General features: G+C 64.3%; 25 protein-coding genes and 1 tRNA gene. 12 read left to right on the forward strand and 14 right to left on the reverse strand.

Translation table 11 applies throughout. The annotated features are described in order from the left end of the window. Positions 1 to 20 precede the first annotated feature (20 nt). Positions 21 to 719 (forward strand): 2,3-diphosphoglycerate-dependent phosphoglycerate mutase, encoded by a 699-nt coding sequence (gene gpmA, locus V6X73_RS06110; RefSeq protein WP_367958458.1) that lies wholly within the window; start codon positions 21 to 23, stop codon positions 717 to 719. Further along, positions 716 to 1,189, forward strand: a complete 474-nt coding sequence (moaC, locus tag V6X73_RS06115) for a cyclic pyranopterin monophosphate synthase MoaC (protein ID WP_367958457.1) — start codon at positions 716 to 718, stop codon at positions 1,187 to 1,189. The genes gpmA and moaC overlap by 4 nt, the downstream gene beginning before the upstream one ends. Here moaC and V6X73_RS06120 read toward each other — a convergent pair. Continuing rightward, the gene (locus V6X73_RS06120) at positions 1,186 to 1,518 is read right to left on the reverse strand and encodes a 4a-hydroxytetrahydrobiopterin dehydratase (RefSeq protein WP_367958456.1); all 333 of its coding nucleotides are present in this window, start codon (positions 1,516 to 1,518) and stop codon (positions 1,186 to 1,188) included. The genes moaC and V6X73_RS06120 overlap by 4 nt on opposite strands. Positions 1,519 to 1,613: 95 nt before the next feature. Here V6X73_RS06120 and V6X73_RS06125 point away from each other — a divergent pair, with 95 nt between their 5' ends. Genes V6X73_RS06125 through V6X73_RS06135 form a run of 3 tightly spaced genes read left to right on the forward strand, consistent with a single transcriptional unit; the run spans position 1,614 to position 4,448 of the window. After that, complete coding sequence (locus V6X73_RS06125) at positions 1,614 to 2,384, forward strand: (Fe-S)-binding protein (protein ID WP_367958455.1); 771 nt, start codon at positions 1,614 to 1,616, stop codon at positions 2,382 to 2,384. Between the two features lie 2 nt (positions 2,385 to 2,386). Next, the gene (locus V6X73_RS06130) at positions 2,387 to 3,808 is read left to right on the forward strand and encodes a LutB/LldF family L-lactate oxidation iron-sulfur protein (protein ID WP_367958454.1); all 1,422 of its coding nucleotides are present in this window, start codon (positions 2,387 to 2,389) and stop codon (positions 3,806 to 3,808) included. Continuing rightward, the gene (locus tag V6X73_RS06135) at positions 3,801 to 4,448 is read left to right on the forward strand and encodes a LutC/YkgG family protein (RefSeq protein ID WP_367958453.1); all 648 of its coding nucleotides are present in this window, start codon (positions 3,801 to 3,803) and stop codon (positions 4,446 to 4,448) included. Before V6X73_RS06130 ends, V6X73_RS06135 begins: the two co-directional genes overlap by 8 nt. On the opposite strand, the gene mazG is transcribed toward V6X73_RS06135, so the two are convergent. Together mazG and V6X73_RS06145 are read right to left on the reverse strand one after the other, a co-directional pair. Then, positions 4,445 to 5,275, reverse strand: coding sequence for a nucleoside triphosphate pyrophosphohydrolase (mazG, locus tag V6X73_RS06140; RefSeq protein ID WP_367958452.1), 831 nt, complete (start codon positions 5,273 to 5,275; stop codon positions 4,445 to 4,447). The genes V6X73_RS06135 and mazG overlap by 4 nt on opposite strands. Further along, a complete protein-coding gene (locus V6X73_RS06145) occupies positions 5,272 to 5,964 on the reverse strand; it encodes a glutathione binding-like protein (protein ID WP_367958451.1) in 693 nt (230 codons plus the stop codon). Before V6X73_RS06145 ends, mazG begins: the two co-directional genes overlap by 4 nt. 28 nt (positions 5,965 to 5,992) lie before the next feature. On the opposite strand from V6X73_RS06145, the gene ispG reads away from it, so the two are divergent. Then, the gene (gene ispG / locus V6X73_RS06150) at positions 5,993 to 7,243 is read left to right on the forward strand and encodes a flavodoxin-dependent (E)-4-hydroxy-3-methylbut-2-enyl-diphosphate synthase (protein WP_367958450.1); all 1,251 of its coding nucleotides are present in this window, start codon (positions 5,993 to 5,995) and stop codon (positions 7,241 to 7,243) included. 6 nt (positions 7,244 to 7,249) lie between these two features. Here ispG and fdxA read toward each other — a convergent pair whose 3' ends face one another. Genes fdxA through V6X73_RS06170 form a run of 4 tightly spaced genes read right to left on the reverse strand, consistent with a single transcriptional unit; the run spans position 7,250 to position 10,455 of the window. Beyond that, on the reverse strand, positions 7,250 to 7,573 hold the full coding sequence (gene fdxA / locus V6X73_RS06155; protein ID WP_367958449.1) for a ferredoxin FdxA: 324 nt from the start codon (positions 7,571 to 7,573) through the stop codon (positions 7,250 to 7,252). Continuing rightward, a complete protein-coding gene (locus V6X73_RS06160; RefSeq protein ID WP_407810453.1) occupies positions 7,570 to 8,049 on the reverse strand; it encodes an RrF2 family transcriptional regulator in 480 nt (159 codons plus the stop codon). Before V6X73_RS06160 ends, fdxA begins: the two co-directional genes overlap by 4 nt. Positions 8,050 to 8,059: 10 nt before the next feature. Then, the gene (thiD, locus tag V6X73_RS06165; protein ID WP_367958447.1) at positions 8,060 to 8,890 is read right to left on the reverse strand and encodes a bifunctional hydroxymethylpyrimidine kinase/phosphomethylpyrimidine kinase; all 831 of its coding nucleotides are present in this window, start codon (positions 8,888 to 8,890) and stop codon (positions 8,060 to 8,062) included. Beyond that, on the reverse strand, positions 8,887 to 10,455 hold the full coding sequence (locus V6X73_RS06170; RefSeq protein ID WP_367958446.1) for a class I adenylate-forming enzyme family protein: 1,569 nt from the start codon (positions 10,453 to 10,455) through the stop codon (positions 8,887 to 8,889). The genes thiD and V6X73_RS06170 overlap by 4 nt, the downstream gene beginning before the upstream one ends. A 26-nt stretch (positions 10,456 to 10,481) precedes the next feature. Here V6X73_RS06170 and V6X73_RS06175 point away from each other — a divergent pair, with 26 nt between their 5' ends. Continuing rightward, positions 10,482 to 11,285: a TatD family hydrolase gene (locus V6X73_RS06175; RefSeq protein WP_367958445.1), complete on the forward strand. Its 804-nt coding sequence runs from the start codon at positions 10,482 to 10,484 to the stop codon at positions 11,283 to 11,285. On the opposite strand, the gene dusA is transcribed toward V6X73_RS06175, so the two are convergent. Then, on the reverse strand, positions 11,286 to 12,290 hold the full coding sequence (gene dusA, locus V6X73_RS06180; protein ID WP_367958444.1) for a tRNA dihydrouridine(20/20a) synthase DusA: 1,005 nt from the start codon (positions 12,288 to 12,290) through the stop codon (positions 11,286 to 11,288). A gap of 41 nt (positions 12,291 to 12,331) precedes the next feature. On the opposite strand from dusA, the gene V6X73_RS06185 reads away from it, so the two are divergent. From V6X73_RS06185 to V6X73_RS06195, 3 genes are all read left to right on the forward strand, one after another. Further along, entirely contained in the window at positions 12,332 to 12,601 is a 270-nt protein-coding gene (locus V6X73_RS06185; protein ID WP_367958443.1) for a glutaredoxin family protein, read from the forward strand. After that, a complete protein-coding gene (locus tag V6X73_RS06190; RefSeq protein WP_367958442.1) occupies positions 12,598 to 13,173 on the forward strand; it encodes a L,D-transpeptidase family protein in 576 nt (191 codons plus the stop codon). Before V6X73_RS06185 ends, V6X73_RS06190 begins: the two co-directional genes overlap by 4 nt. 120 nt (positions 13,174 to 13,293) lie before the next feature. Further along, on the forward strand, positions 13,294 to 13,563 hold the full coding sequence (locus tag V6X73_RS06195) for an Lpp/OprI family alanine-zipper lipoprotein (protein WP_367958441.1): 270 nt from the start codon (positions 13,294 to 13,296) through the stop codon (positions 13,561 to 13,563). Between the two features lie 45 nt (positions 13,564 to 13,608). On the opposite strand, the gene V6X73_RS06200 is transcribed toward V6X73_RS06195, so the two are convergent. Next, a complete protein-coding gene (locus V6X73_RS06200; RefSeq protein WP_367958440.1) occupies positions 13,609 to 14,595 on the reverse strand; it encodes a L,D-transpeptidase family protein in 987 nt (328 codons plus the stop codon). A gap of 133 nt (positions 14,596 to 14,728) precedes the next feature. Between V6X73_RS06200 and V6X73_RS06205 the strand changes: the two genes are divergently transcribed. After that, positions 14,729 to 14,974, forward strand: a complete 246-nt coding sequence (locus tag V6X73_RS06205) for a DUF1244 domain-containing protein (RefSeq protein WP_367958439.1) — start codon at positions 14,729 to 14,731, stop codon at positions 14,972 to 14,974. Between the two features lie 61 nt (positions 14,975 to 15,035). Next, on the forward strand, positions 15,036 to 15,620 hold the full coding sequence (locus V6X73_RS06210; protein WP_367958438.1) for a hypothetical protein: 585 nt from the start codon (positions 15,036 to 15,038) through the stop codon (positions 15,618 to 15,620). Between the two features lie 301 nt (positions 15,621 to 15,921). Here V6X73_RS06210 and V6X73_RS06215 read toward each other — a convergent pair. From V6X73_RS06215 to V6X73_RS06235, 5 genes are all read right to left on the reverse strand, one after another. Further along, positions 15,922 to 16,013: transfer RNA gene (locus V6X73_RS06215), tRNA-Ser, on the reverse strand. Positions 16,014 to 16,077: 64 nt separating this feature from the next. After that, positions 16,078 to 16,281 (reverse strand): carbon storage regulator CsrA, encoded by a 204-nt coding sequence (gene csrA / locus V6X73_RS06220; protein ID WP_367958437.1) that lies wholly within the window; start codon positions 16,279 to 16,281, stop codon positions 16,078 to 16,080. A gap of 192 nt (positions 16,282 to 16,473) precedes the next feature. Then, positions 16,474 to 17,748 carry an aspartate kinase gene (locus V6X73_RS06225; RefSeq protein WP_367958436.1) on the reverse strand — a complete coding sequence of 425 codons (1,275 nt, stop codon included), beginning with the start codon at positions 17,746 to 17,748 and terminating at the stop codon, positions 16,474 to 16,476. An 8-nt stretch (positions 17,749 to 17,756) separates the two neighbouring features. After that, positions 17,757 to 20,369 (reverse strand): alanine--tRNA ligase, encoded by a 2,613-nt coding sequence (alaS, locus tag V6X73_RS06230; RefSeq protein WP_367958435.1) that lies wholly within the window; start codon positions 20,367 to 20,369, stop codon positions 17,757 to 17,759. 23 nt (positions 20,370 to 20,392) lie between these two features. Beyond that, the gene (locus V6X73_RS06235; protein WP_367958434.1) at positions 20,393 to 20,851 is read right to left on the reverse strand and encodes a regulatory protein RecX; all 459 of its coding nucleotides are present in this window, start codon (positions 20,849 to 20,851) and stop codon (positions 20,393 to 20,395) included. Positions 20,852 to 20,856: the final 5 nt, after the last annotated feature.

The raw sequence follows: 20,856 nt of genomic DNA on the forward strand, positions 1-20,856 counted from the left end.
ATCAGGGGGCACCGGTTTCGATGAAAAAACTCATCCTGCTGCGCCATGGCCAGAGCATCTGGAATCTGGAAAACCGTTTCACAGGCTGGCATGACGTCGATCTCAGCGATCAGGGCCGAACCGAGGCCGTGGCCGCCGGGCAACTGATGGCCGATGCCGGATTAAAGCCCGATATCGCCTACACATCGGTGTTGACCCGCGCCATTCGCACCGCGTTCATGGGTTTGGATAGCCTTGGTCGGCTCTGGATTCCGCTGATCAAGGACTGGCGACTCAATGAGCGCCACTACGGCGCGCTGACCGGACTCAACAAGGCCGAGACGGCCGAGCAATATGGCGACGAGCAGGTGCACATCTGGCGGCGGAGCTTCGCTACGCCACCGCCCCCGCTTGACCGCGATGACGCCCGCCACCCCTGCAATGACCCCCGCTACGCGGGACTCGACCCGGCCAGCCTCCCGGCCACGGAGTCGCTCGAAGACACACTCGATCGCGTGCTGCCCTACTGGCAGAGCCAGCTTGCTCCGGCGCTCGCCGACTGCAGCACCATGCTGATCGCCGCCCATGGCAACAGCCTGCGGGCGCTGGTCAAACACCTTGAAGGGCTGTCCGATGAGGCCATCACCGGCGTGGAGATCGCCACCGGCGATCCGCTGGTCTACGAGCTCGACGACGGGCTGTCGGTGGAGCGCAAGTATTCGTTGCGGGAGCGCTCATGAGTGACCTCACCCATCTGAACACCCGCGGCGAGGCCCACATGGTGGATATTGGCGAGAAACAGGCCACCCACCGCATGGCCATCGCCGAGGGCCGGATCGTCATGGAAGCCTCCACCCGCGAGGCCTTGCTGGCCGGCAACCTGGCCAAAGGGGATGCGCTTGCCACCGCCCGGATCGCCGGCATCATGGCGGCAAAGCGCACCGCCGAGGTGATTCCCCTCTGCCATCCCCTGCCATTGAGTCACCTGGATGTCGAATTGACGGCGCTCGACGAACCGATGGCCATGCACTGTCAGGTCCGGGCAGAAACCCGGGGGGCGACCGGGGTCGAGATGGAGGCGCTCAATGGTGTGCAGGCGGCTCTGTTGACGGTTTATGACATGTGCAAGGCCCTCGATCGCGGCATGCGGATCGAGGGCGTGCAGCTTGTACACAAATCCGGGGGCCGTTCCGGCGAGTGGAACCGTTAGCCGTCCACCGCGGCGTTGACGTGGGCGGCATAGATGAAGTCATTTTCATGCAGCCCGTTGATGGCATGGGTGTAGATTTCGACCTCGCAGAACCCATACCCGAACCGAATCTCGGGGTGGTGGTCCTGATCTTCGGCCACATCCCCGGCTTGATTGGCAATGGCCTGGGCCTCGGCGAAGTTGGGCGTCTTGAACCGCCGGGTCAGCACCCGGGCATCGTCGCTTAATGACCAACCGGGAACCTCGGGCATCCTGGCTTCGGCATCCTCGCGGCTGAGCGGCGGGATGCCCCCCTGGCATGGCGTGCAGCGCTTGTCGGTCAGGCTCATCGCATTCTCCCTTTCGTTGTCCCGGCAATGGCGCCGGGGTTAAAGTGCGGTCAGACCAATGCGGTCAGCTAATCATCTAACCAAGGGGTGCTGCAATGACCGACGCGGCCAGTCCAACGCCACGGGTGGGGCTTTTTGTCACCTGCCTGGTTGATTTCTTCCGGCCTCGCGTTGGCTTTGCCAGCGTCCGACTGCTCGAGTCGGCGGGCTGTGATGTCGAGGTGCCGGCCGGGCAGACCTGTTGCGGCCAACCCGCCTACAACACCGGCGATCTGGGTGACACCCGCGATATCGCCCGCCGCGTCATCGAGGCCTTTGCCGGCTTTGACTATCTGGTTGCGCCATCGGGCTCGTGCCTGGGTCAGATCCGGCAGTACCCGACGCTTTTCGATGAGGGCAGCGAATGGCGGCGCCGCGCCGACGAGCTGGCCGGACGGAGTTACGAGATCATGGCGTTCATCAACGATGTGCTCGGCATCACACCGCCCGAGCAGGGCTTTACCGGGCGGGTGACCTACCACGATAGCTGCTCGGGGCTTCGGCAACTGGGCATTCGCGAACAGCCCCGGCAGCTGCTGGGCGGCAACGCCGGGCTGGAGATGGTCGAGATGGACGAACGGGATACCTGCTGCGGGTTCGGCGGCACGTTCTGCGTCAAATACCCGGATATCTCGACCCGCATGGTTGATCAAAAGGCCGAGAGTATTGAGCGCACCGGCGCGGAGACGCTGCTGGGCGGCGATCTGGGGTGTTTGATGAATATCGCCGGGCGGATGCACCGGCGCGGACAACCTGTCAAGGTACGCCATGCCGTTGAAGTGCTTGCCGGCATGGCCGACGAGCCGGCCATCGGCGAGGAGGAATAGTAATGGCGGTAAGCGAAGCTGACTTTCGGGCAAGGGCCCGGAAAGCCCTCGATGACGATAACCTCCAGGCGGCGCTCGCGCAGGCCAAAGGCGGGTTTGTCGACAAACGCGCCGATGCCATTCTTGATCTGCCTGCCTTTGAGCAGCTCCGTGAGCGCGGCCGTCAGATCAAGGATCATACCCTAGAATATTTAGATACTTACCTGGATGAGTTCGAGCAAAACCTCAATAGCGCCGGCGGCCAGCTCCACTACGCCGCCGATGCCGAATCGGCCCGCGAGGCCGTGCTTCGAATCTGTCGCGAGGCCCACGCCCGGCAGATCATCAAGGCCAAAACCATGGCCGGCGAGGAAGTGGGCCTCAACGAAGCCCTCGAGGCCGAATTCGAAACGGTCGAAAGTGACCTTGGCGAGTACATCATTCAGCTGGCCAAAGAACCCCCTAGCCACATCATCGCCCCGGCGGTGCATAAAACCCGCGGCGAGATCACCGAGCTTTTTGACACCCATCACCACGGCCGAAGCGGCGGGCCGCTTCGCGAGACCCCCGATCTGGTCAACGAGGCCCGGGGCGTGCTGCGGGAGAAGTTCCTCGGCGCCGATATCGGCATCAGCGGCGCCAACTTTCTAGTGGCCGACACCGGGACCATCACCCTGGTGACCAACGAGGGCAATGCCGATCTCTCGACCAGTCTGCCCCGGGTGCACATTGCCATCGCCGGGGTCGAGAAGCTTGTCCCGTCAATGCAGGAGGCCTCGTCCATGCTGCGGCTGCTCGCTCGCAGCGCCACAGGCCAGCAGATCACCGCGTATACCACGTTCATCACCGGCGCGCGCCGCGAGGATGAGCTCGACGGCCCCGAAGAGCTTCATGTCGTTCTCATCGACAACGGCCGCAGCCGCATGCTTGGCAATGACTACCGCGAGATGCTGCGCTGCATTCGCTGTGGGGCCTGCATGAATCACTGCCCGGTCTACAGCGCCATCGGCGGGCATGCCTACGGCTGGGTCTACCCGGGGCCAATGGGTGCGGTGCTCACGCCAATGTTCCGGGGTCTGGACAAATCCAGCGACCTGCCCCAGGCCTGCACCCTCAATGGCCGCTGCCAGACCGTCTGCCCGGTCAAGATCCGCCTGCCCCACCTGATCCGCCAGCTCCGGGATGATGCCTTTGAACAGCAGATCACCCCCGCAACCACCCGCTGGGGGATCCGTGGCTGGGCCTGGTTGGCTCGACGCCCGCGCCTCTACACCGCGGTGACCGGACTGGCGCAACGGCTCATGAGCCGGCTGGGACGTGGCTCGGTCCGGCGGGCGCCATTGGCCGGTGCCTGGACCGCCGGCCGTGACCTGCCATTGCCCGGCCGGGGCGGCACCTTTCAGCAGCAATGGCAGGCGCGTCAGAGGAGTGGCCAGGATGGATGATCGCGATCGGGTATTGACGCGGATCCGCGGGTCCTTGGGCCGGACCGAGACACCCAGCCGAGAAGCCGCCCGGGCCGATCTGGCGGCACGGCTGGACGATACACCCCCGCGGCCGCAGTGGGAGGCCACCCGGGTTGAGCGCTTTACCGAGCGACTGGAGGCCGCCGCCGGCAGCTGGGCCAGTGTCGCCGAGCGTGAAGCGCTCCCATCGATGATCGCCGCGTGGCTGGGCGAAGCCGGTGAGCACCCCCTTGGCATGGCCCCCCACCCATTGCTCACCGGGCTGGACTGGTCGCCGCTGACCACGCCACAGACCGATCTGGACAACGCCCGCCACTGGCATACCGCCATCACCGTGGCCTACGCGGGGATCGCCGAGACAGGCTCGATTGTCCTGCCCTCGGGGCCGAGTCGGCCGACCACCCCCAACTTTCTGCCCGACCGGCATATCGTGGTGCTTTCGGTCGGCGACATCGTCGATTACATGGAATCGGTCTGGGATCGGCTGCTTGCCGACGGCCCGCTGCCGCGGACCGTTAACGTGATCACCGGCCCATCCCGCACGGCGGATGTGGAACAGACCCTGCAGCTTGGCGCCCACGGCCCACGACAGCTGCACGTGCTGCTTTTACAGGACTAGCCGTTATCGGTCGGCTCGGCCGCGTCATCGCCGGCCTCGGCGGCTTTGGCACGCTGATAGGCCGCCTCCAGCGTATCGAAGTCCACATCCTCCGGCCGTTGACCGGTCTCCCGCAGGATCGCCTCGAGGCCGCGAAACCGGCGCTCGAACTTGGCGTTGCCGGCACGGAGGGCCTGCTCCGGGTCGACGCCGCGACGACGAGCCAGATTGACACAGGCAAGCAGCAGATCCCCGATCTCTTCGGCAACCCCCGCGTCGTCCGCGGGAGTCATCGCCATGGCCGCTTCGACCTCGGCCAACTCCTCGCGGATTTTCTCGACCACCGGCGCGTCATCCGGCCAGTCGAACCCCACCCGGGCCGCCCGGGACTGGAGCTTTCGCGAGCGGGTCAGCGCCGGGAGTGCCAGGGGGATGTCATCGAGCGCGCTGTCAGGTTGAGTGCCGCCCCGGGCATTGCGTCGCTCTTCGGCCTTGATGGCCTCCCAGGTGGCACGCTGCCCCGCCGCGGTGGTCTCTTGATGGGCACCGAAGACGTGGGGATGACGACGGATCAGTTTGTCGGTGACGCCGCGGGCGATGGACTCGAAATCAAAGGCGCCCTCCTCGCGACCCATCTGGGCGTAGAACACCACCTGAAAGAGCAGATCGCCGAGTTCATCGCGCATCGCGGCGCGATCGCCACGTTCGATGGCATCCGCGACCTCATAGGCTTCCTCAAGGGTGTGCGGCACGATACTGCGAAAATCCTGCTGTCCGTCCCAGGGACAGCCCCGCTCGGGGTCCCGCAGCCGGGTCATGACGCCAAGCAGCTCATCCAGCGCCGTCATCGTTTCTGGTACTGACTGGCACCAAAGAGTTGCTCTTTGGCCTTGTCATCGAGCTGCGGCGGCCGGGCATCGGCGAGCACCGCCACCCCGCGCTCGACCGCCGGCCGCTCGGCAATGGCATCGAACCAGCGTTTGAGGTGCGGGTAGTCGCCCAGGGACTGGCCCTGGTTTTCGTAGGGGCGGATCCAGGGGAAGCAGGCGATATCGGCGATGGTGTACATCTCACCGGCCAGCCACTCGCGATCCGCCAGGCGACGGTCCAGTACGCCGTACAAACGCGAGGCCTCGTTGGTGTAGCGGTCGATGGCATAGTCAATCGACTCGGGTGCGTACTGACGAAAGTGATGCGCCTGGCCAAGCATCGGCCCGAGCCCGCCCATCTGAAACATCAACCACTCCAGGGTCTCGAGGCGTGCGCGGGGGTCGGCCGGCATCAGCTCGCCGGTCTTCTCGGCGAGATACAGGAGAATGGCACCGGATTCGAAAAGCGACACCGGTTCACCACCCGGGCCGTCGTGGTCGATGATCGCCGGGATCTTGTTGTTGGGGCTGATCCTGAGGAATGCTTCGCCAAACTGATCGCCCTGGCCGATGTTAATAGGCTGGACCCGATAGTCGAGGCCGAGCTCTTCGAGTGCGATATGCACCTTGTGTCCGTTGGGGGTGGGCCAGGTGTAGAGATCGATCATGCTGCCTCCATCCTTTATGATTGGGGGTATGGAAGATATTCCCGGTTATCAGCGGCGCTACAGTGTGCCCGTTCGGATAGGCCACGTCACGGTCGGCGGCGACGCGCCGGTGGTGGTGCAGTCGATGACCAACACCGACACCGTCGATGAGGTGCGAACGGCCATCCAGGTGGCCGACCTGGCCCGGGCGGGGTCCGAGCTGGTGCGGATTACCGTCAACAGCGAGGAAGCGGCCCGCGCGGTGCCCGGTATCCGGCAGCGGCTCGACGACATGGGGGTGGATGTCCCGCTGGTCGGCGATTTTCATTTCAACGGACACAAGCTGCTTCGTGCGGTGCCCGCCTGTGGCGAGGCGCTGGGCAAACTGCGCATCAACCCGGGCAACGTCGGCAAGGGCTCGCGTCGTGACCCGCAGTTTGCCGAAGTCATCGAGATCGCACGCGATCTCGACCGCCCCATTCGCATCGGCGTTAACTGGGGCAGCCTCGATCAGGATCTGCTGGCGCGGATGATGGATGAAAATGCCCGTCGTCCCGAGCCCCGGAGTCCGGATGCCGTGATGCGCGATGCGGTGGTGACCTCGTCGCTTGACAGTGCCGAGCGGGCCGAGTCGCTTGGCCTGCCCCATGACCGGATCATCATCTCGTGCAAGATGTCGCGGGTGCAGGATCTCATCAGCGTCTACCAGGATCTCGCCGGGCGCTGCGAGTACCCGCTGCACCTGGGCCTGACCGAGGCCGGCATGGGCTCGAAGGGGATTGTCTCGTCCACCGCCGCGCTGGCCGTGCTGTTGCAGCAGGGCATCGGCGATACCATTCGCATCTCGCTGACACCGGAGCCGGGGGGTGATCGCACACAAGAGGTGATCGTCGCCCAGGAGATCCTCCAGTCCATGGGGCTTCGCAGCTTCACCCCCATGGTGGCGGCCTGCCCCGGGTGCGGGCGGACCACCAGCACCTTTTTCCAGGAACTGGCCGACGAGATCCAGACCCATGTCCGTGACCGCATGCCGGTATGGCGGGAGCAGTATCCCGGGGTCGAATCCATGACCCTGGCGGTGATGGGCTGCGTGGTCAACGGCCCAGGTGAGAGCCGTCAGGCGGATATCGGGATCAGCCTGCCGGGGACGGGAGAGAAACCCGTGGCGCCGGTCTATGAGGACGGCGAGAAAACCGTCACCTTAAAGGGTGAGACGATCGCCGATGACTTCAAAGACATCGTCGAGGCCTATGTGGCGCGACGATACGGCCGGGCCGATCCGGCGGCCGGCGAAGCCTGATCCGCCCTAGTCCTCGAGCAGGTCCCGTTTGTCGGGAACGGCCATCCACTCATCGGCATCCGCCGGCGGTGGCTCGGCCCGTTTGATGACCGGCCATCGCGCTGCCAGCTGTGCGTTGAGCTCGATGAACCCTTGCTGATCGGCCGGGACCTCGTCATCCGGGTAGATGGCCTCCACCGGGCATTCCGGCACGCAAACGGCACAGTCGATGCAGGTTTGCGGGTCGATCACCAGAAAATTGGGCCCACCGTGGAAACAATCCACCGGACAGACTTCGACGCAGTCGGTATACCGACAGCGTATACAGGGCTCGGTGACGACGTAGGTCATGGCGCCCCTGCCAGGGATTGGCCACGGCGGCTCGACAGCGCGCCACAGACATCGCATCGCCACTGTCGGCCGCTGTACTGCCGATCCAGCGCCTCGCGGATATCGGGTCTCGCAGCAAAGTCAGCCAGCGTAATGCCATCCAGAAATGCCCCGATGCGCTGCGACAGGGTGGTCCAGACTGCCTCGTCAAGATCCGAGCCAAGCCGTCGGGGCAAGCCTTCGCCATCCATCAGGGTGATGACCTCGCCGATGGAGATGCCCTCAGGCGGCCGCCCCAAGCGATAGCCACCACCCGGCCCGGGCGTGCCCTTGACAAGCCCTGCCCGGCGAAGCCGCCAGAAAATCTGATCGACATAGGACATGGAAATGCCTTGACAGTCCGATACCTCCGCCAGCGGTACGGCGCCGACCGGATTGTGGATGGCCAGATGCAGCAACGCGCTGACAGCATAACGGCTTTTGGCAGACAAGCGAATCATAGGCGCATTATGACAGTTCACCGCCGGTGGACGGGAGGGCAAATGGCGTCACCGTGTGGCCATGATTGACCGGGCCGTGGCCACTGCCCAATGGCACCGCGGTCTCCAGCGCGCGGCGCAGATAGCGGCGTCCGCGGTCAACGGCCGTCGATCGGGTCAGGCCCCGGCCAATGCCCTCGGCAACCGCCGAGGCCAGTGTACAACCGGTGCCGTGATCGGCCCGGGTGTCGATACGCTTGTGTTCAAAGCGCAACATGCCCTCTGGGCCGGCGAGGATATCCACCAGTGACTCGCCCCCCAGGTGGCCGCCTTTTAAAAGCACCGCCTCGCAGCCCAGGGCCCGCAATGCCTCGGCCGCCTCGGCCATCGTCTCCTCGCGATCCAACTTACAGCCCAACAGGGCCTCTGCCTCGGGCAGATTGGGGGTGATCAGTTGGGCCCGCGGGATGAGCACCGCCCGGAGCATGGCCATGGCCTCGTCGCTGACCAGCCGATCACCGCTTTGGGCCACCATCACCGGATCGACGATCAGCGGCACGTCCGCAGCCTCGCGTGCCAGCGTCTCGGCTACCACCTCGATGACCGCCGGCGAGTGCAGCATGCCGGTCTTGAGCGCATCGGCGCCGATATCGCGTAACACCGATTCCATTTGCGCGCGGATGAAACCCGGTGCCACCCCCTCAACGCCCTGGACGCCAAGGGTATTCTGCGCGGTCAGTGCGGTGACCGCGGTCATCGCGTAGCCGCCCAGGGCGGTGACCGTTTTGATATCCGCCTGGATCCCGGCCCCACCGCCCGAGTCCGATCCGGCGATAATGCAAATACGTGCTGGTTTCATGAACGCCCCCTGAGCGCGTTTTGATAATCCGCCCGGGCTTGCTGCCGATCCGGCTTGCCGCTGCCGGTCAATGGCAGCGACGTCACCTGCATGACATCGGCCGGTTGTTTGTACGACGCCAGCCTTGGTCTCAGCCAGTCCCGGAGCGCATCCATGGTGATGGGTGCATCGCTGGTGAAAACCGCCACCGGCCGTTGCCCCCAGCGTGGATCCGACATGGCAAAAACAAGCGCCGCATTGACCGCCGGATGCGCAGCCAGCGCCGCCTCGATCTCTTCGGCGGCGACCTTCTCGCCACCGCTGATGATGACATTATCCAGCCGGCCGACGATGCGCACCCGGCCATCGGCCGCCTCGCGCGCCAGATCGCCACTGCGAAGCCAGCCCGCCTCGGCCCAGCGCGCCGCACTGGCCGACGGATCATCCCAATAGCCGTCAAACGAATGCGGGCTTCGCAACTGCAGCTCACCGACTTCCCCGGTGCCAACCCGTTGGCCGGTGTCGGGGTCGATGATGCGATAGTCGCAGTGATAGAAGCTGGTGCCGACACTGCCTGCCCGGGCCCGCTGCTCGTCGAGGCCGACATCGTCGGCGGCATCCACCAGGTTAGAGGGGCCCGCCTCGGTCAGACCGTAGGCCTGATTGACCGCCACGCCGCGGTCAAAGAAAGCCTCCATGGTTTTTTGACTGCATGGCCCGCCGGCCACGGTAATCCCCTCGAGTGACCGCAGAGAGGCACGCTCGAAGTTGGGCGCCGCACGCAGCGCCTGCAGCATGGCCTCGACCGCACCCAAGTGATTGACGTCGTACCGATCGATGTTGGCGAGCACGGTCTCGGCTTCAAACGCCGGCTGCAGGATCACCGTGCCACCGGCGTAGAGCACGGGGATAGCAGTATTCCAGCCACCAATGTGGAAGAGCGGAAACAACAAAAGCTCGCGACGCCGGGCCATGGACTCGGGCGCTGAGACCAGCAACTCGATGGCATTCCAGATCATCTGCCGATGGCTGACGCGACAGATCTTGGGCAATCCGGTGCTCCCGCCGGTGTGGATGAGCATGGCAAGCGCCCCCGGCGACAGTGGCCGGTTGACCGACGCGGCGCCATCTGCCGGCTGGGTGAGCGGGATATCCAGATCGTAGACCGGCGTTGTCGGCGGCAAAACATCGCCAAGGCCCTCCATCACCGGCGAGTCGGTGGCCACCACGGCCGGCGCCAGTCGCTGTAAAAGCGCCTCGATTTCGGCGGGCGCCAGCCGATGACTGACCGGTGCAAGCACCGCGCCGATCTTGCCACAAGCGAGAAACAGCACCAGCGCCTCGAGCCGGTTGCGAGCAACAAGCGCCAGACGATCGCCGGGGCCGAGCCCGTAGTCGTCAGCCAAGCGGGCTGCCAGCGCACAGGCCCGATCATCCAGCGCGCGATACGTAAGCGTGGTCTGAGTGTGCGGTTCGATCACCGCCGTGCGATCGGGGGTCAGCGTCCGTCGCCGGCCACTCCAGTCCCCCACCCAGTCCATGGGCGGCTCAGACGCGTTCGAGAATTCATCGCCCCTGTTTTTCATGACAATGATTGCAGCAGAATACGCCCATGGGGTACAGCAATCTCACGGATATCGGCGTCAACCTCACGCATCGACGCTTTGATGGTGATCGCGCAGCGGTCATCGAGCGCGCCCGGGCCGCCGGCGTGACACGCATGGTGCTCACTGGCACGAGCGCCGCCGAGTCGCAGGCGGCCGCCCGACTGGCCGCCGCCCATCCCCGTTGCATGACCTCAACCGCCGGCGTCCACCCCCACGAAGCATCCACCTGGTCCCAGGCGACGCGCGAGGTCATCGTCGATCTGGCCAGTCGCGAGCCGACCGTTGCCATCGGCGAGACCGGCCTGGATTACTGCCGCGATTTCTCGCCGCGAACGGACCAACAGGCCTGCTTTGCCGCCCAGCTCGACCTCGCCGCCACCCAGGGCCTGCCGGCATTTTTGCATCAACGCGATGCCGAGGCGGATTTCCTGGCGATCCTCCGCCAGCACCGCGACGCATTGCCTGGCGCGGTGCTTCACTGTTTTACCGGGCCGCGGTCGCTGTTACATGCCTGTCTCGATCTGGATCTGCATATCGGGGTGACCGGGTGGATCTGCGACGAGCGTCGCGGCGGTGCGCTGCGCGACTGCGTGGCCGACATCCCCGCCGAGCGGCTGATGATCGAAACCGATGCGCCTTTTCTGTTGCCCCGGGACATCGCCCAAAAGCCGGCCAACCGGCGCAATGAGCCAGCCTATCTGGGCCATGTACTAGAGACCGTCGCGGCGCTGCGGGATGAGTCGGCAGCCGACCTGGCTGCCAGCACGACCCGGGTGGCGGCACGGTTTTTCTCGCTCGAGGGCGAGTGATCAGGCCGATTCTGCCGTCGAGGCCGCGTGACGTTCGATGGCCGCGCGGCGGGCGGCAAGGGCCTGATCGATAATCTCGGCACCGGCGCTTTTATCCGCCGCGCCCCGGCTCAGCGCCCGTCGCCAGACCCGGGCGCCGGGCTGGCCCTGAAAAAGCCCGGTCAAATGCCGGGTATACCGCGACACCGGGACATCCGGGCGAAGCCGGGCGGCCACATAATCCCGATAAGCCAGCGCCACCGACGCCCGCGAATGCCCGCTGGCCGGTGCATCGCCAAAGACCCGCGCATCGGCCTGTGCGAACAGCCAGGGGTCGTGGTACGCCGCCCGTCCGATCATCACCCCGTCAAGCCGTTCGATCCACGGCATGCCTTGATCGAGCGTCTCGATGCCCCCGTTGAGAACGATCGGAAGCGCCGGAAAGGCGTCTTTCAGCGCTTCGACCCGATCGTATCGCAGCGGCGGTATCTCACGGTTTTGCTTGGGCGAAAGCCCCTTTAGCCAGGCCTTTCGGGCATGAACAATCAATGCCTGCGCCCCAGCAGCAACCACCGCCTCGGTGAATCGGCACAACGAGGCAAAGTCGTCGAGCTCATCAACGCCAATACGGCATTTAACGGTCACCGGCCGATCGCTTGCCTCTGCCATCGCGGTGACGAGTGTCCGGACCAGTTCAGGCTCGCGCATCAGACAGGCGCCAAAGCGGCCCGACTGCACCCGATCACTGGGGCAGCCGACGTTGAGATTGATCTCGTCATACCCCCAGCGCGCCCCCAGCCTGGCCCCATAGGCGAGTTGCGCGGGGTCGCTGCCTCCGAGCTGCAGCGCCACCGGGTGCTCGACATCCGAGCGGGCCAGGAAGCGCTCGGCGCGACCGTGCCAGAGCGCCTGCGCCGGGACCATCTCGGTATACAGACGGGTTCGGGTGGTGATCTGGCGCAGCAGCCAACGAAAGGCCGGGTCCGTCCAGTCCATCATGGGGGCGACGCTCAGTCGAAGGTCCATGGCACTACGCATTGGGGTTGAGCCCGGGGTATGATCCAGTCATGAACGCAAAGGCTAGCACGACGCCCTCGCGGTCACCGAGGATCCGGTTCTACACAACCGCAGGCTGCCATCTTTGTGATGAGGCACTCGCCATGCTGACGCCGGTTGCCCGGCGGCGCGGCCTGACCATCGAGACGATTGACGTTTTGGATGATCCCTGGGCGGAACACCGGTACGCCGAATCCATCCCGGTCGTCGCCCGGGATGATCGCGACGAGGCGCTTTGCTGGCCCTTCGACCGCGGCCGACTCTATCGGTATCTGCCATGACGCCGAGGCGCTGTCGGCAGACAATCGCCGGCGCCCTTGCGGCCCTGATGCTGCTTGCCGCGCTGACAGGCGCCGCTGCGATGCCCTACCCGGGGACCTGGATACGCGTCGATACCGAGGCGTCGGTGGCTGAGATCCGTCATGGCGAGCGGCTCGTCACGGTCCTCGAACATGTCGCTTTTGGTCGCGGCGGCATATCGGATCTTCACATCCGGGGTGATAACACCACCCCCACCGGGCGCTTTCGGATCAACCGCATCAACCGCGACAGCCGTTTTCACTTATTTTTTGCCATCAATTACCCGACCGTCGAGCATCTCGACGCCGCCCGGCGGGACGGAATCGTGGGCCACGAAGAATACACCCGAGCGCTTGACCATGCCGGCGAGCGCGGCTATCTGCCTCAGGATGGCCCGCTCGGCGGCCACATCGGGTTTCACGGCATTGGTGATGGTGACCCGGCGATCCACGAGGATTTCCACTGGACCGAGGGTTGTATCGCGATGACCAATGAACAGATCGAACAATTCGATGAATTCGTCGAAATTGGCACCCCTGTTGTCATTGAGTAGGTCCAAAAGGGGGTTGCAAGTGGCATCGTCCCGCGCAATCATTCCCGCGACATCCGCGGGGTTTTATCCGCCGCAAAGTCAAACGATGGCAATCGCGAACGCAATACAGGAGTTAAACGAATGTCCCAGTCGCTCAAAACGCTGCTCAAGCTGAGCGCCGCCACCGCCTCGATAGGGCTTTTGGTTGGGTGTGCCACGCAGGCCTCCACCCAGGAGCTGCAGGCGGAGCTGGAAGACGTGCGGGCCATGGCCGAGGCCGCCATGGACGAGGCAAGCACCGCAATGGTCACCGCCGAAGGTGCCGATGCGCTGGCCAAGGGCGCTCAGCGCACCGCCGATGACAACAGCGAGAAGATCGATCGCATGTTCGAGCGCTCGATGTACAAGTAAGCCAACCCCCGGTTGGCATGCAAACCCCGCCCCGGCGGGGTTTTTTTATGGCCCCGATCGGGCGGTCATCGCCTCGAGCGCGAGTGGCCGGGTGTCATCCCGGGACACCAGCGCCGGCATGCCGCTTGCCTGATCCACCACATCAACCAGCCGCTCGTTGTCCACCCGCCCGGTGCCACGGTCAAGCACACCGGCGATGGCTAGCACCGCCGCTTCGAGGGGCGGCGGGCTTAACGGGTCATAGGCATTCTCGGCGTCCGCCGGCAGCACCGGATGCGCCTCGATGGCCAGATTACCGCCCAGCCACCCGGCCTTGACCGGCTGATTGACGATCCGCACCTGGGTGCCCTCTGGCAGCCGCTCGAAAAGCGATTCCACGTCTTCCGGAAACATCCGGATGCACCCATGGGTGACCCGCATCCCAATCCCCCGTGGCTCGTTGGTGCCATGGATGAGATACGCCCCGCCCGGAATGGAAAGGCGCATTTTGTGCCGGCCCAGGGGGTTGTCCGGCCCCGGCGGCACGGCCTCGGGCAGCGGGCGCCCCTGAGCGGCCCGCTCTTCGAGGATCGAGTCGGGCGGAAACCAGTAAGGGTTGCGGGTTTTCTCGGTAATCCGCGATACGCCAAGGGGGGTCGACCAGTCCATCCGACCGACACTGATGGGATAGGTTTCGACGACAGGCCTTTGATTTTTCTTGGGTTCTGGGTAGTGATAAAGCCGCATTTCGGGGATGTTGATCACTACCCCTTCGCGGGGCGCATTGGGCAGGACAAACCGCGAGGGAATGGTGATTGACGTCCCCTCGCCCGGGAGCCAGACATCCACACCGGGATTGGCGCGGCGCATCTCCTCGTAGCCAATCCCGTATTCTCGTCCCAGCGCGAGCAGCGTGTCGGACTCACGGGCCTCGATCTGTTGGACCGCTCCCACCACATCGCTTCCCGGTGGTGGCAGCGGATAGGTTAGCGCCTGAGCGGCCCCCGCGGTGAGGCATCCAAGTGATATCCAGACCGCCCGGAGCAGCGTCATGGGCGCGACTCGCGCACCAGCCCGCAAAGCCCCGCGTCGCCGGGACGGACAGTGCTGTTGGGATTTGGAACACCGCATCACGTCTCGTAATGTACCTTAATCAATACCCAATCGATGCGCAGGAGAATACGCGATGGATGATCAGACCCGGGAATCCCTCGAGGCAGCGGCCTTTCGCACCCTTGTCACCCACCTACGCCAACGCACCGATGTCCAGAATATCGACCTCATGGAGCTTGCCGGGTTCTGCCGCAACTGCCTGTCGCGCTGGTACATGGAGGCCGCCCAGGCCCAGGGCATCGACATGGACAAGGAGACCGCCCGCGAGATCGTCTATGGCATGCCTTACGAAGAATGGAAAGATCGCTACCAGCAATAACAATGGCTTAAATCCCACAACGCCTCTTCGCTTTTGCCCGTGGATGCGCAATAATAAAGCCATGACGAGAGGACAGCACGCATTGCTGCGCGGATCTTTGCTGACGATCACCCTGATCGCCAGCGGGGCGGCGTTTGCCCAGGATGGTGCGTGGAGTGATGTTCTGCAGCCAGAGCTTGAGTTGACCTCGCACTTAAGTGAGCGGCTTGATATTCGATTTGGGGTCAATCAGCGCGATCCCGTGGCTGTCCGACCCCGGGATGAAGGCTTTGGGCTGGACGATGGGTCATTGCAGTTCTCCACGCTCATCGACTATTCGATTCACGAAAGCGGCCTGCGCATGACCGGGGGCGCGATGGTCGGCGAGGACTGGCTGACGACCAAGAGCATCACGACACCCCGTCTCGACAACCCGGATATGCAGACCTACCTGGGCGTGGGCTGGGATAACGATTTCGGCACCCAGGGCCGCTTTGGCCTGTCGCTGGACATGGGCCTGGCCTTCGAGGGGCTCAACGACACGTCCCTGCCAGACGACCCGACGGTCAACGACGCGGCCCCCTCCGATGACGCCTCACTGGGCACCGCATTCGAGAGCTTTCGCTACACGCCCAGTTTTTCGGCCGGGATCGAGTACCGGTTTTAACCGTCTGTGCGCCAACTGCCCGATCGCAGTTACTCTGCCCGGTTGTGTATTCCCCGAGCATTCGCACCCAACGAGATTGCCAGACACAAAAAAGGCCCCTGCGGGGCCTTTTTTTAAATTTGGCGGAGAGGGTGGGATTGACTCGCCCCTCACGGGGCTCGCCCTTCGGGCGCCTCGCGTCTGCTCGGCGTCCCAACGGCCGCAGGCCGTTGGTCGAACCCGTCGTTTGCCCCTTCGTGGGTTCGAACCCCAACGCAGCTAACAGACACAAAAAAGGGGCCGATGGCCCCTGTTTTGTGTCTGGCGGAGAGGGTGGGATTCGAACCCACGAAGGGCGATTAAGCCCTTACTCCCTTAGCAGGGGAGCGCCTTCAGCCGCTCGGCCACCTCTCCGTTGAAGAGGCAAGAATACGGCAAGGACGGTTTCACGTAAACCGGGGCCGGCATTTGGATCCGGTCAGGCCGCGCCCCCGTCGGTTGAATCTTTTGGTGGATCGCCCTCCTCACGGATGCGGTCATAGATTTCCTCGCGATGCACCGAAACATCCTTCGGCGCCTTGACACCGACCCGCACCTGATTGCCCTTGACACCCAGAACCGTGACTTCGATTTCATCGCCTATCATCAGGGTTTCGCCGACCCTGCGCGTCAGAATGAGCATTCCGACTTCTCCTAATCGTTATCTGCCTGCCCGGTCAGACCACATTGACACGTAAATGATCCTGCGGTCTGTTCAAATGCCGCCCTGCCCTTGGTCATCTCCCCCCATGGGCGACTGGCTGCGGGGTTCATCCGACACCCCCACCAAAACTGTATACAGTTTACACGAAAACTACCCCTCCATATGAGGGGGTCAGGTATTTTCTCCTTCCACCGCGACGGTTTTGCCACTCGCCTCATCCAGATCAAAGGCCTTGTGCAGCGCCCGGGTCCCGAGTTCAAGATATTTCTCGGCAATCACCACCGAGATCTTGATCTCGGACGTCGAGATCATCTGGATGTTGATGCCCTCGGCCGCCAGGGTGTCGAACATACGACTGGCCACACCGGCATGCGAGCGCATGCCAACACCGACCAGCGAGAGCTTGACGATATCGCTGTCGCCAAACACCTCACGCGCGCCAAGCGTCTGCGCCCTGTCCTTGAGGATTTCGAGTGTCCGGTCGTAGTCGCGCTTGTGCACGGTAAAGGTAAAGTCAGTGAGCCCGTCGTTGCTGATGTTCTGGACGATCATGTCCACCTCGATGTTCGCCGAGGCGACCGGCCCGAGAATCTGTGCGGCAATCCCCGGGGTGTCAGGGACCCCCAGGATGGTGACCTTGGACTCATCCCGACTGAACGCGATTCCGGCGATCAGCGGCTCTTCCATACTGCCCTGCTGCATTGCATCTCCTTCCATCGTAATCAGTGTGCCCGGCCCATCCTCGAATGAGGAGAGCACACGCAGGGGAACCTGGTATTTGCCGGCAAACTCCACCGCCCGGATCTGTAGGACCTTCGAGCCGAGACTGGCGAGCTCGAGCATCTCCTCGAAAGTGATCCGATCAAGCCGCCGGGCGGTGGGCACGACCCGCGGGTCGGTTGTGTAGACACCGTCGACGTCGGTGTAGATCTGGCATTCATCGGCGCCAAGGGCCGCGGCCAGTGCCACCGCGGTGGTATCCGACCCGCCCCGGCCCAGTGTGGTGATCGAGCCATTCTCGTCCACGCCCTGGAACCCGGCGACAACCACGATCCGCCCCGAGCTCAGATCGTCCCGAATGACCTCGGCGTCGATATCCTGAATGCGCGCCTTGCTAAACGCGCTGTCGGTGAGGATGTTGACCTGTGCGCCGGTGTAACACCGCGCCCCGGCGCCGAGTCGCTCGAGCACCATGGTGAGCAGCGCAATCGTCACCGTCTCGCCGGTAGAGAGCAATAGATCCAGCTCGCGTGGGCGCGGACTGTTGCTCTGCGCCGCGGCATGGGCCAGATCGGTGAGTCGATCGGTCTCGCCTTTCATCGCCGAGACCACCACCACCACTTCGTGGCCGGCCTGTTGGGTGGCAATGACCTTGCGGGCGACGTTCTCGATGCGCTCGATACTGCCGACCGAAGAGCCCCCGAATTTCTGGACAATCAGCGCCATGCTCGATCCTATTGTTGTTCGATTCGTTCCCTGACCCAGGGCTCGACAACCGCGAGCGCCTCGCCGATTGCCGCCACATCCGAGCCACCCGCCTGGGCAAAATCCGGCCGGCCGCCCCCACGGCCACCCACCGGGGCAGCCGCTGCATTGACCAGATCGCCGGCTGCGACCCGATCGGTCGCGTCCTTGGTCACGCCGGCGACCAGTTTAACCTTCTCGCCGCTGACCGCGCCGACCACAACCACCGCGGTCCCGAGCTTGTTCTTGAGTTGATCCACCGTCTCACGAAGCGAATCGGCCGCCTCGTCCATCCGCACGGCGAGCACCTTCACCCCATCGATGTCGACCGCCTTGCCCGCAAGCTCATCGCCGGCCTGACTGGCCAGCCGTTGCTGCAAACGCCCCACCTCGCGCTCGAGTTCGCGGATCCGGCCCAGTTCGGACTCGAGCCGCGGCAGCAGATTGTCGGGCGATACCCGCAATTGATCCGCTGCCGCGGCCAGGCGTTGATTCTGCTGCTGGATCAACTCGATGGCCGCGTCACCGGTGACCGCCTCGATGCGTCGCACACCGGCGGACACACCGCCTTCGGCGGTTATCACCACCACCCCGATCCGGCCGGTGCGATCGACATGGCAACCGCCGCAGAGCTCGGTGGAGAAATCACCAAACCGAACCACCCGCACCCGATCGCCGTACTTCTCGCCAAAAAGGGCCATTGCCCCCATTGCGACGGCCTCGTCATAGCCGGTCTCGAAGATATCCGCCGGCTCGTTCTGCCGCACCCATGCATTGACAAGCCCCTCAATGCGACGGAGCGCCTCGTCGCTGATGGGCTCGAAGTGGGCAAAGTCGAATCGCAACCGCTCCGGGCTGACCAATGAGCCCTTCTGGTGGATGTGCTCGCCGAGGACCTGGCGCAGTGCGGCATGCAGAAGATGGGTCGCGGTGTGGTTGAGCCGCGTGCGATCGCGGCGAGCGACATCGATACGGGCATCCACCGCATCCCCCAGGGCCAACTCGCCAACCGCGACGGTCCCGAGATGCCCGCGCGCCTCACCATAGCGCTGGGTGTCATCGACATCGAACTGCATGCTCGAGGCCAGCAGCCAACCACTGTCGCCGACCTGACCACCGGCCTCGGCGTAAAAAGGCGTGCGATCAAGCACCACCATGCCGGCTTCGCCAGCCTTGAGCCGATCAACCGCGGCCCCATCGCGGTACAGGCCGATGACCTGGGCGGCATCCTCACTGACGTCGTAGCCGCTGAATTCGGTGCGCCCGCCAAAGTCGGCCAGACCGCCGTACTCGGCGCGGAAGGTGCTGGCGGCCCTGGCGCGTTCACGCTGGGCCTCCATCGCCGACTCGAACCCCTCCATGTCCAGATAAAGCCCCTGTTCGCGGGCCACATCGGCGGTCAGATCGACCGGGAACCCAAACGTATCGTAGAGCTTGAAGACCGTCTCACCGGGCACCGTTTCGCCCTCGAGCGACTGGAGATCGTCGGCAAGAAGCCGAAGTCCCTGGGCCAGTGTCTCGCGAAAGCGCTCCTCCTCCTGTTTGAGGACCCGCTCGACCAGCGCCCGGTTGGCCGGCAATTCCGGGAAGGCTTCGCCCATCTCGGCGATCAGCGGCTCGACCAAGCGATAGAAAAAGGGCTCGTCGATCCCCAGCTTGTAGCCGTGGCGGACCGCACGACGAATGATCCGCCGCAGCACATAGCCCCGGCCTTCGTTGCTGGGCAAGACGCCGTCCACCACCAGAAACGCGCAGGCACGGATGTGATCGGCGATCACACGCAGCGAGCTGTTTTCGTGATCCGAGGTATTGGCAAGCGTTGCCGCTGCGGCGATCAGTCGCCGGAAAAGGTCGATATCAAAGTTGTTGGTGACCCCCTGGACCACCGCAGCAACCCGCTCGAGGCCCATGCCGGTATCGATGGAGGGCTTGGGCAGTGGGGTCAGCGCCCCGTCACCGCCCCGGTCGTACTGCATGAACACCAGGTTCCAGATCTCGACAAACCGATCACCGTCCTCATCCGGCGAGCCCGGCGGCCCGCCCGGCACTCCTGGGCCGTGGTCATAGAAAATCTCGGAACACGGCCCGCAGGGCCCGGTATCGCCCATCGACCAGAAGTTATCCGCCGCGCCGATGCGGCCGAATCGTTGCGGATTGACACCCACCTCATCGAGCCAGATGGCAGCCGCCTCATCGTCTTCCTCGTAGACGGTCACCCACAGCTTCTCGGGCGGCAGTTCGAGCACCTCGGTGAGAAAAGCCCAGGCGTACCGAATGGCATCGCGCTTGAAGTAATCGCCGAAACTGAAGTTGCCAAGCATCTCGAAGAAGGTGTGATGGCGGGCGGTGTAACCGACGTTCTCGAGATCGTTATGCTTGCCGCCGGCCCGGACACAGCGCTGCGAGGACACCGCCCGGTCGTAGCCACGGCGCTCGCGGCCGAGGAATACATCCTTGAACGGAACCATGCCGGCGTTAGTAAAAAGAAGTGTTGGATCGTTGGCGGGCACGAGCGAGGCGCTAGGCACGATCTCGTGGCCACGCTCGGCAAAGAAACGATGGAATGCCTCACGGATTTCCGCGCTGGTGGTAATCGTGCTCATGCGCCCTTCGTTGGTATTGTCGGTTATTGGCTGTCGCCGATGATGGACTGCGCCAACCCGCTCGGAAAGCCTCGGTTGGTCAGAAACCGCATCTGCCTTGCCCACTCGCGCCGGTTCTGCGGCGCTTCGCCGAAGCGCTTGTGCCAGGCCTCGTGACAGCGTTCAGTCCACTCATCGTCATAAAGTTGGAGATGGGCGTCAACAATGCCGCCATCGACCCCACGCTCGCTCAGCTCGGCGCGGATCCGCAGCGGTCCATAGCCGGCGGCCACCCGTTGACGGATAAAGACCTCGGTGAAACGCTCCTCACTGAGCAGCCCCTCCGACGCCAGCGCATCGAGCACGCCGTTGATCAGCACCGGGTCATCAAAGCGCGCCAAGAGCTTTCGGTAAAGCTCCCGACGGCTGTGCTCGCGGCGCCCCAGGTGGCGGATGGCCTTCTCCCGCGCCGCCGCTTCCGGATCGCTGTCCGGTTCATCCATGGGGG

Origin of the sequence: Spiribacter pallidus, from assembly GCF_040838495.1 — a bacterium.
GTDB lineage: Bacteria > Pseudomonadota > Gammaproteobacteria > Nitrococcales > Nitrococcaceae > Spiribacter > Spiribacter pallidus.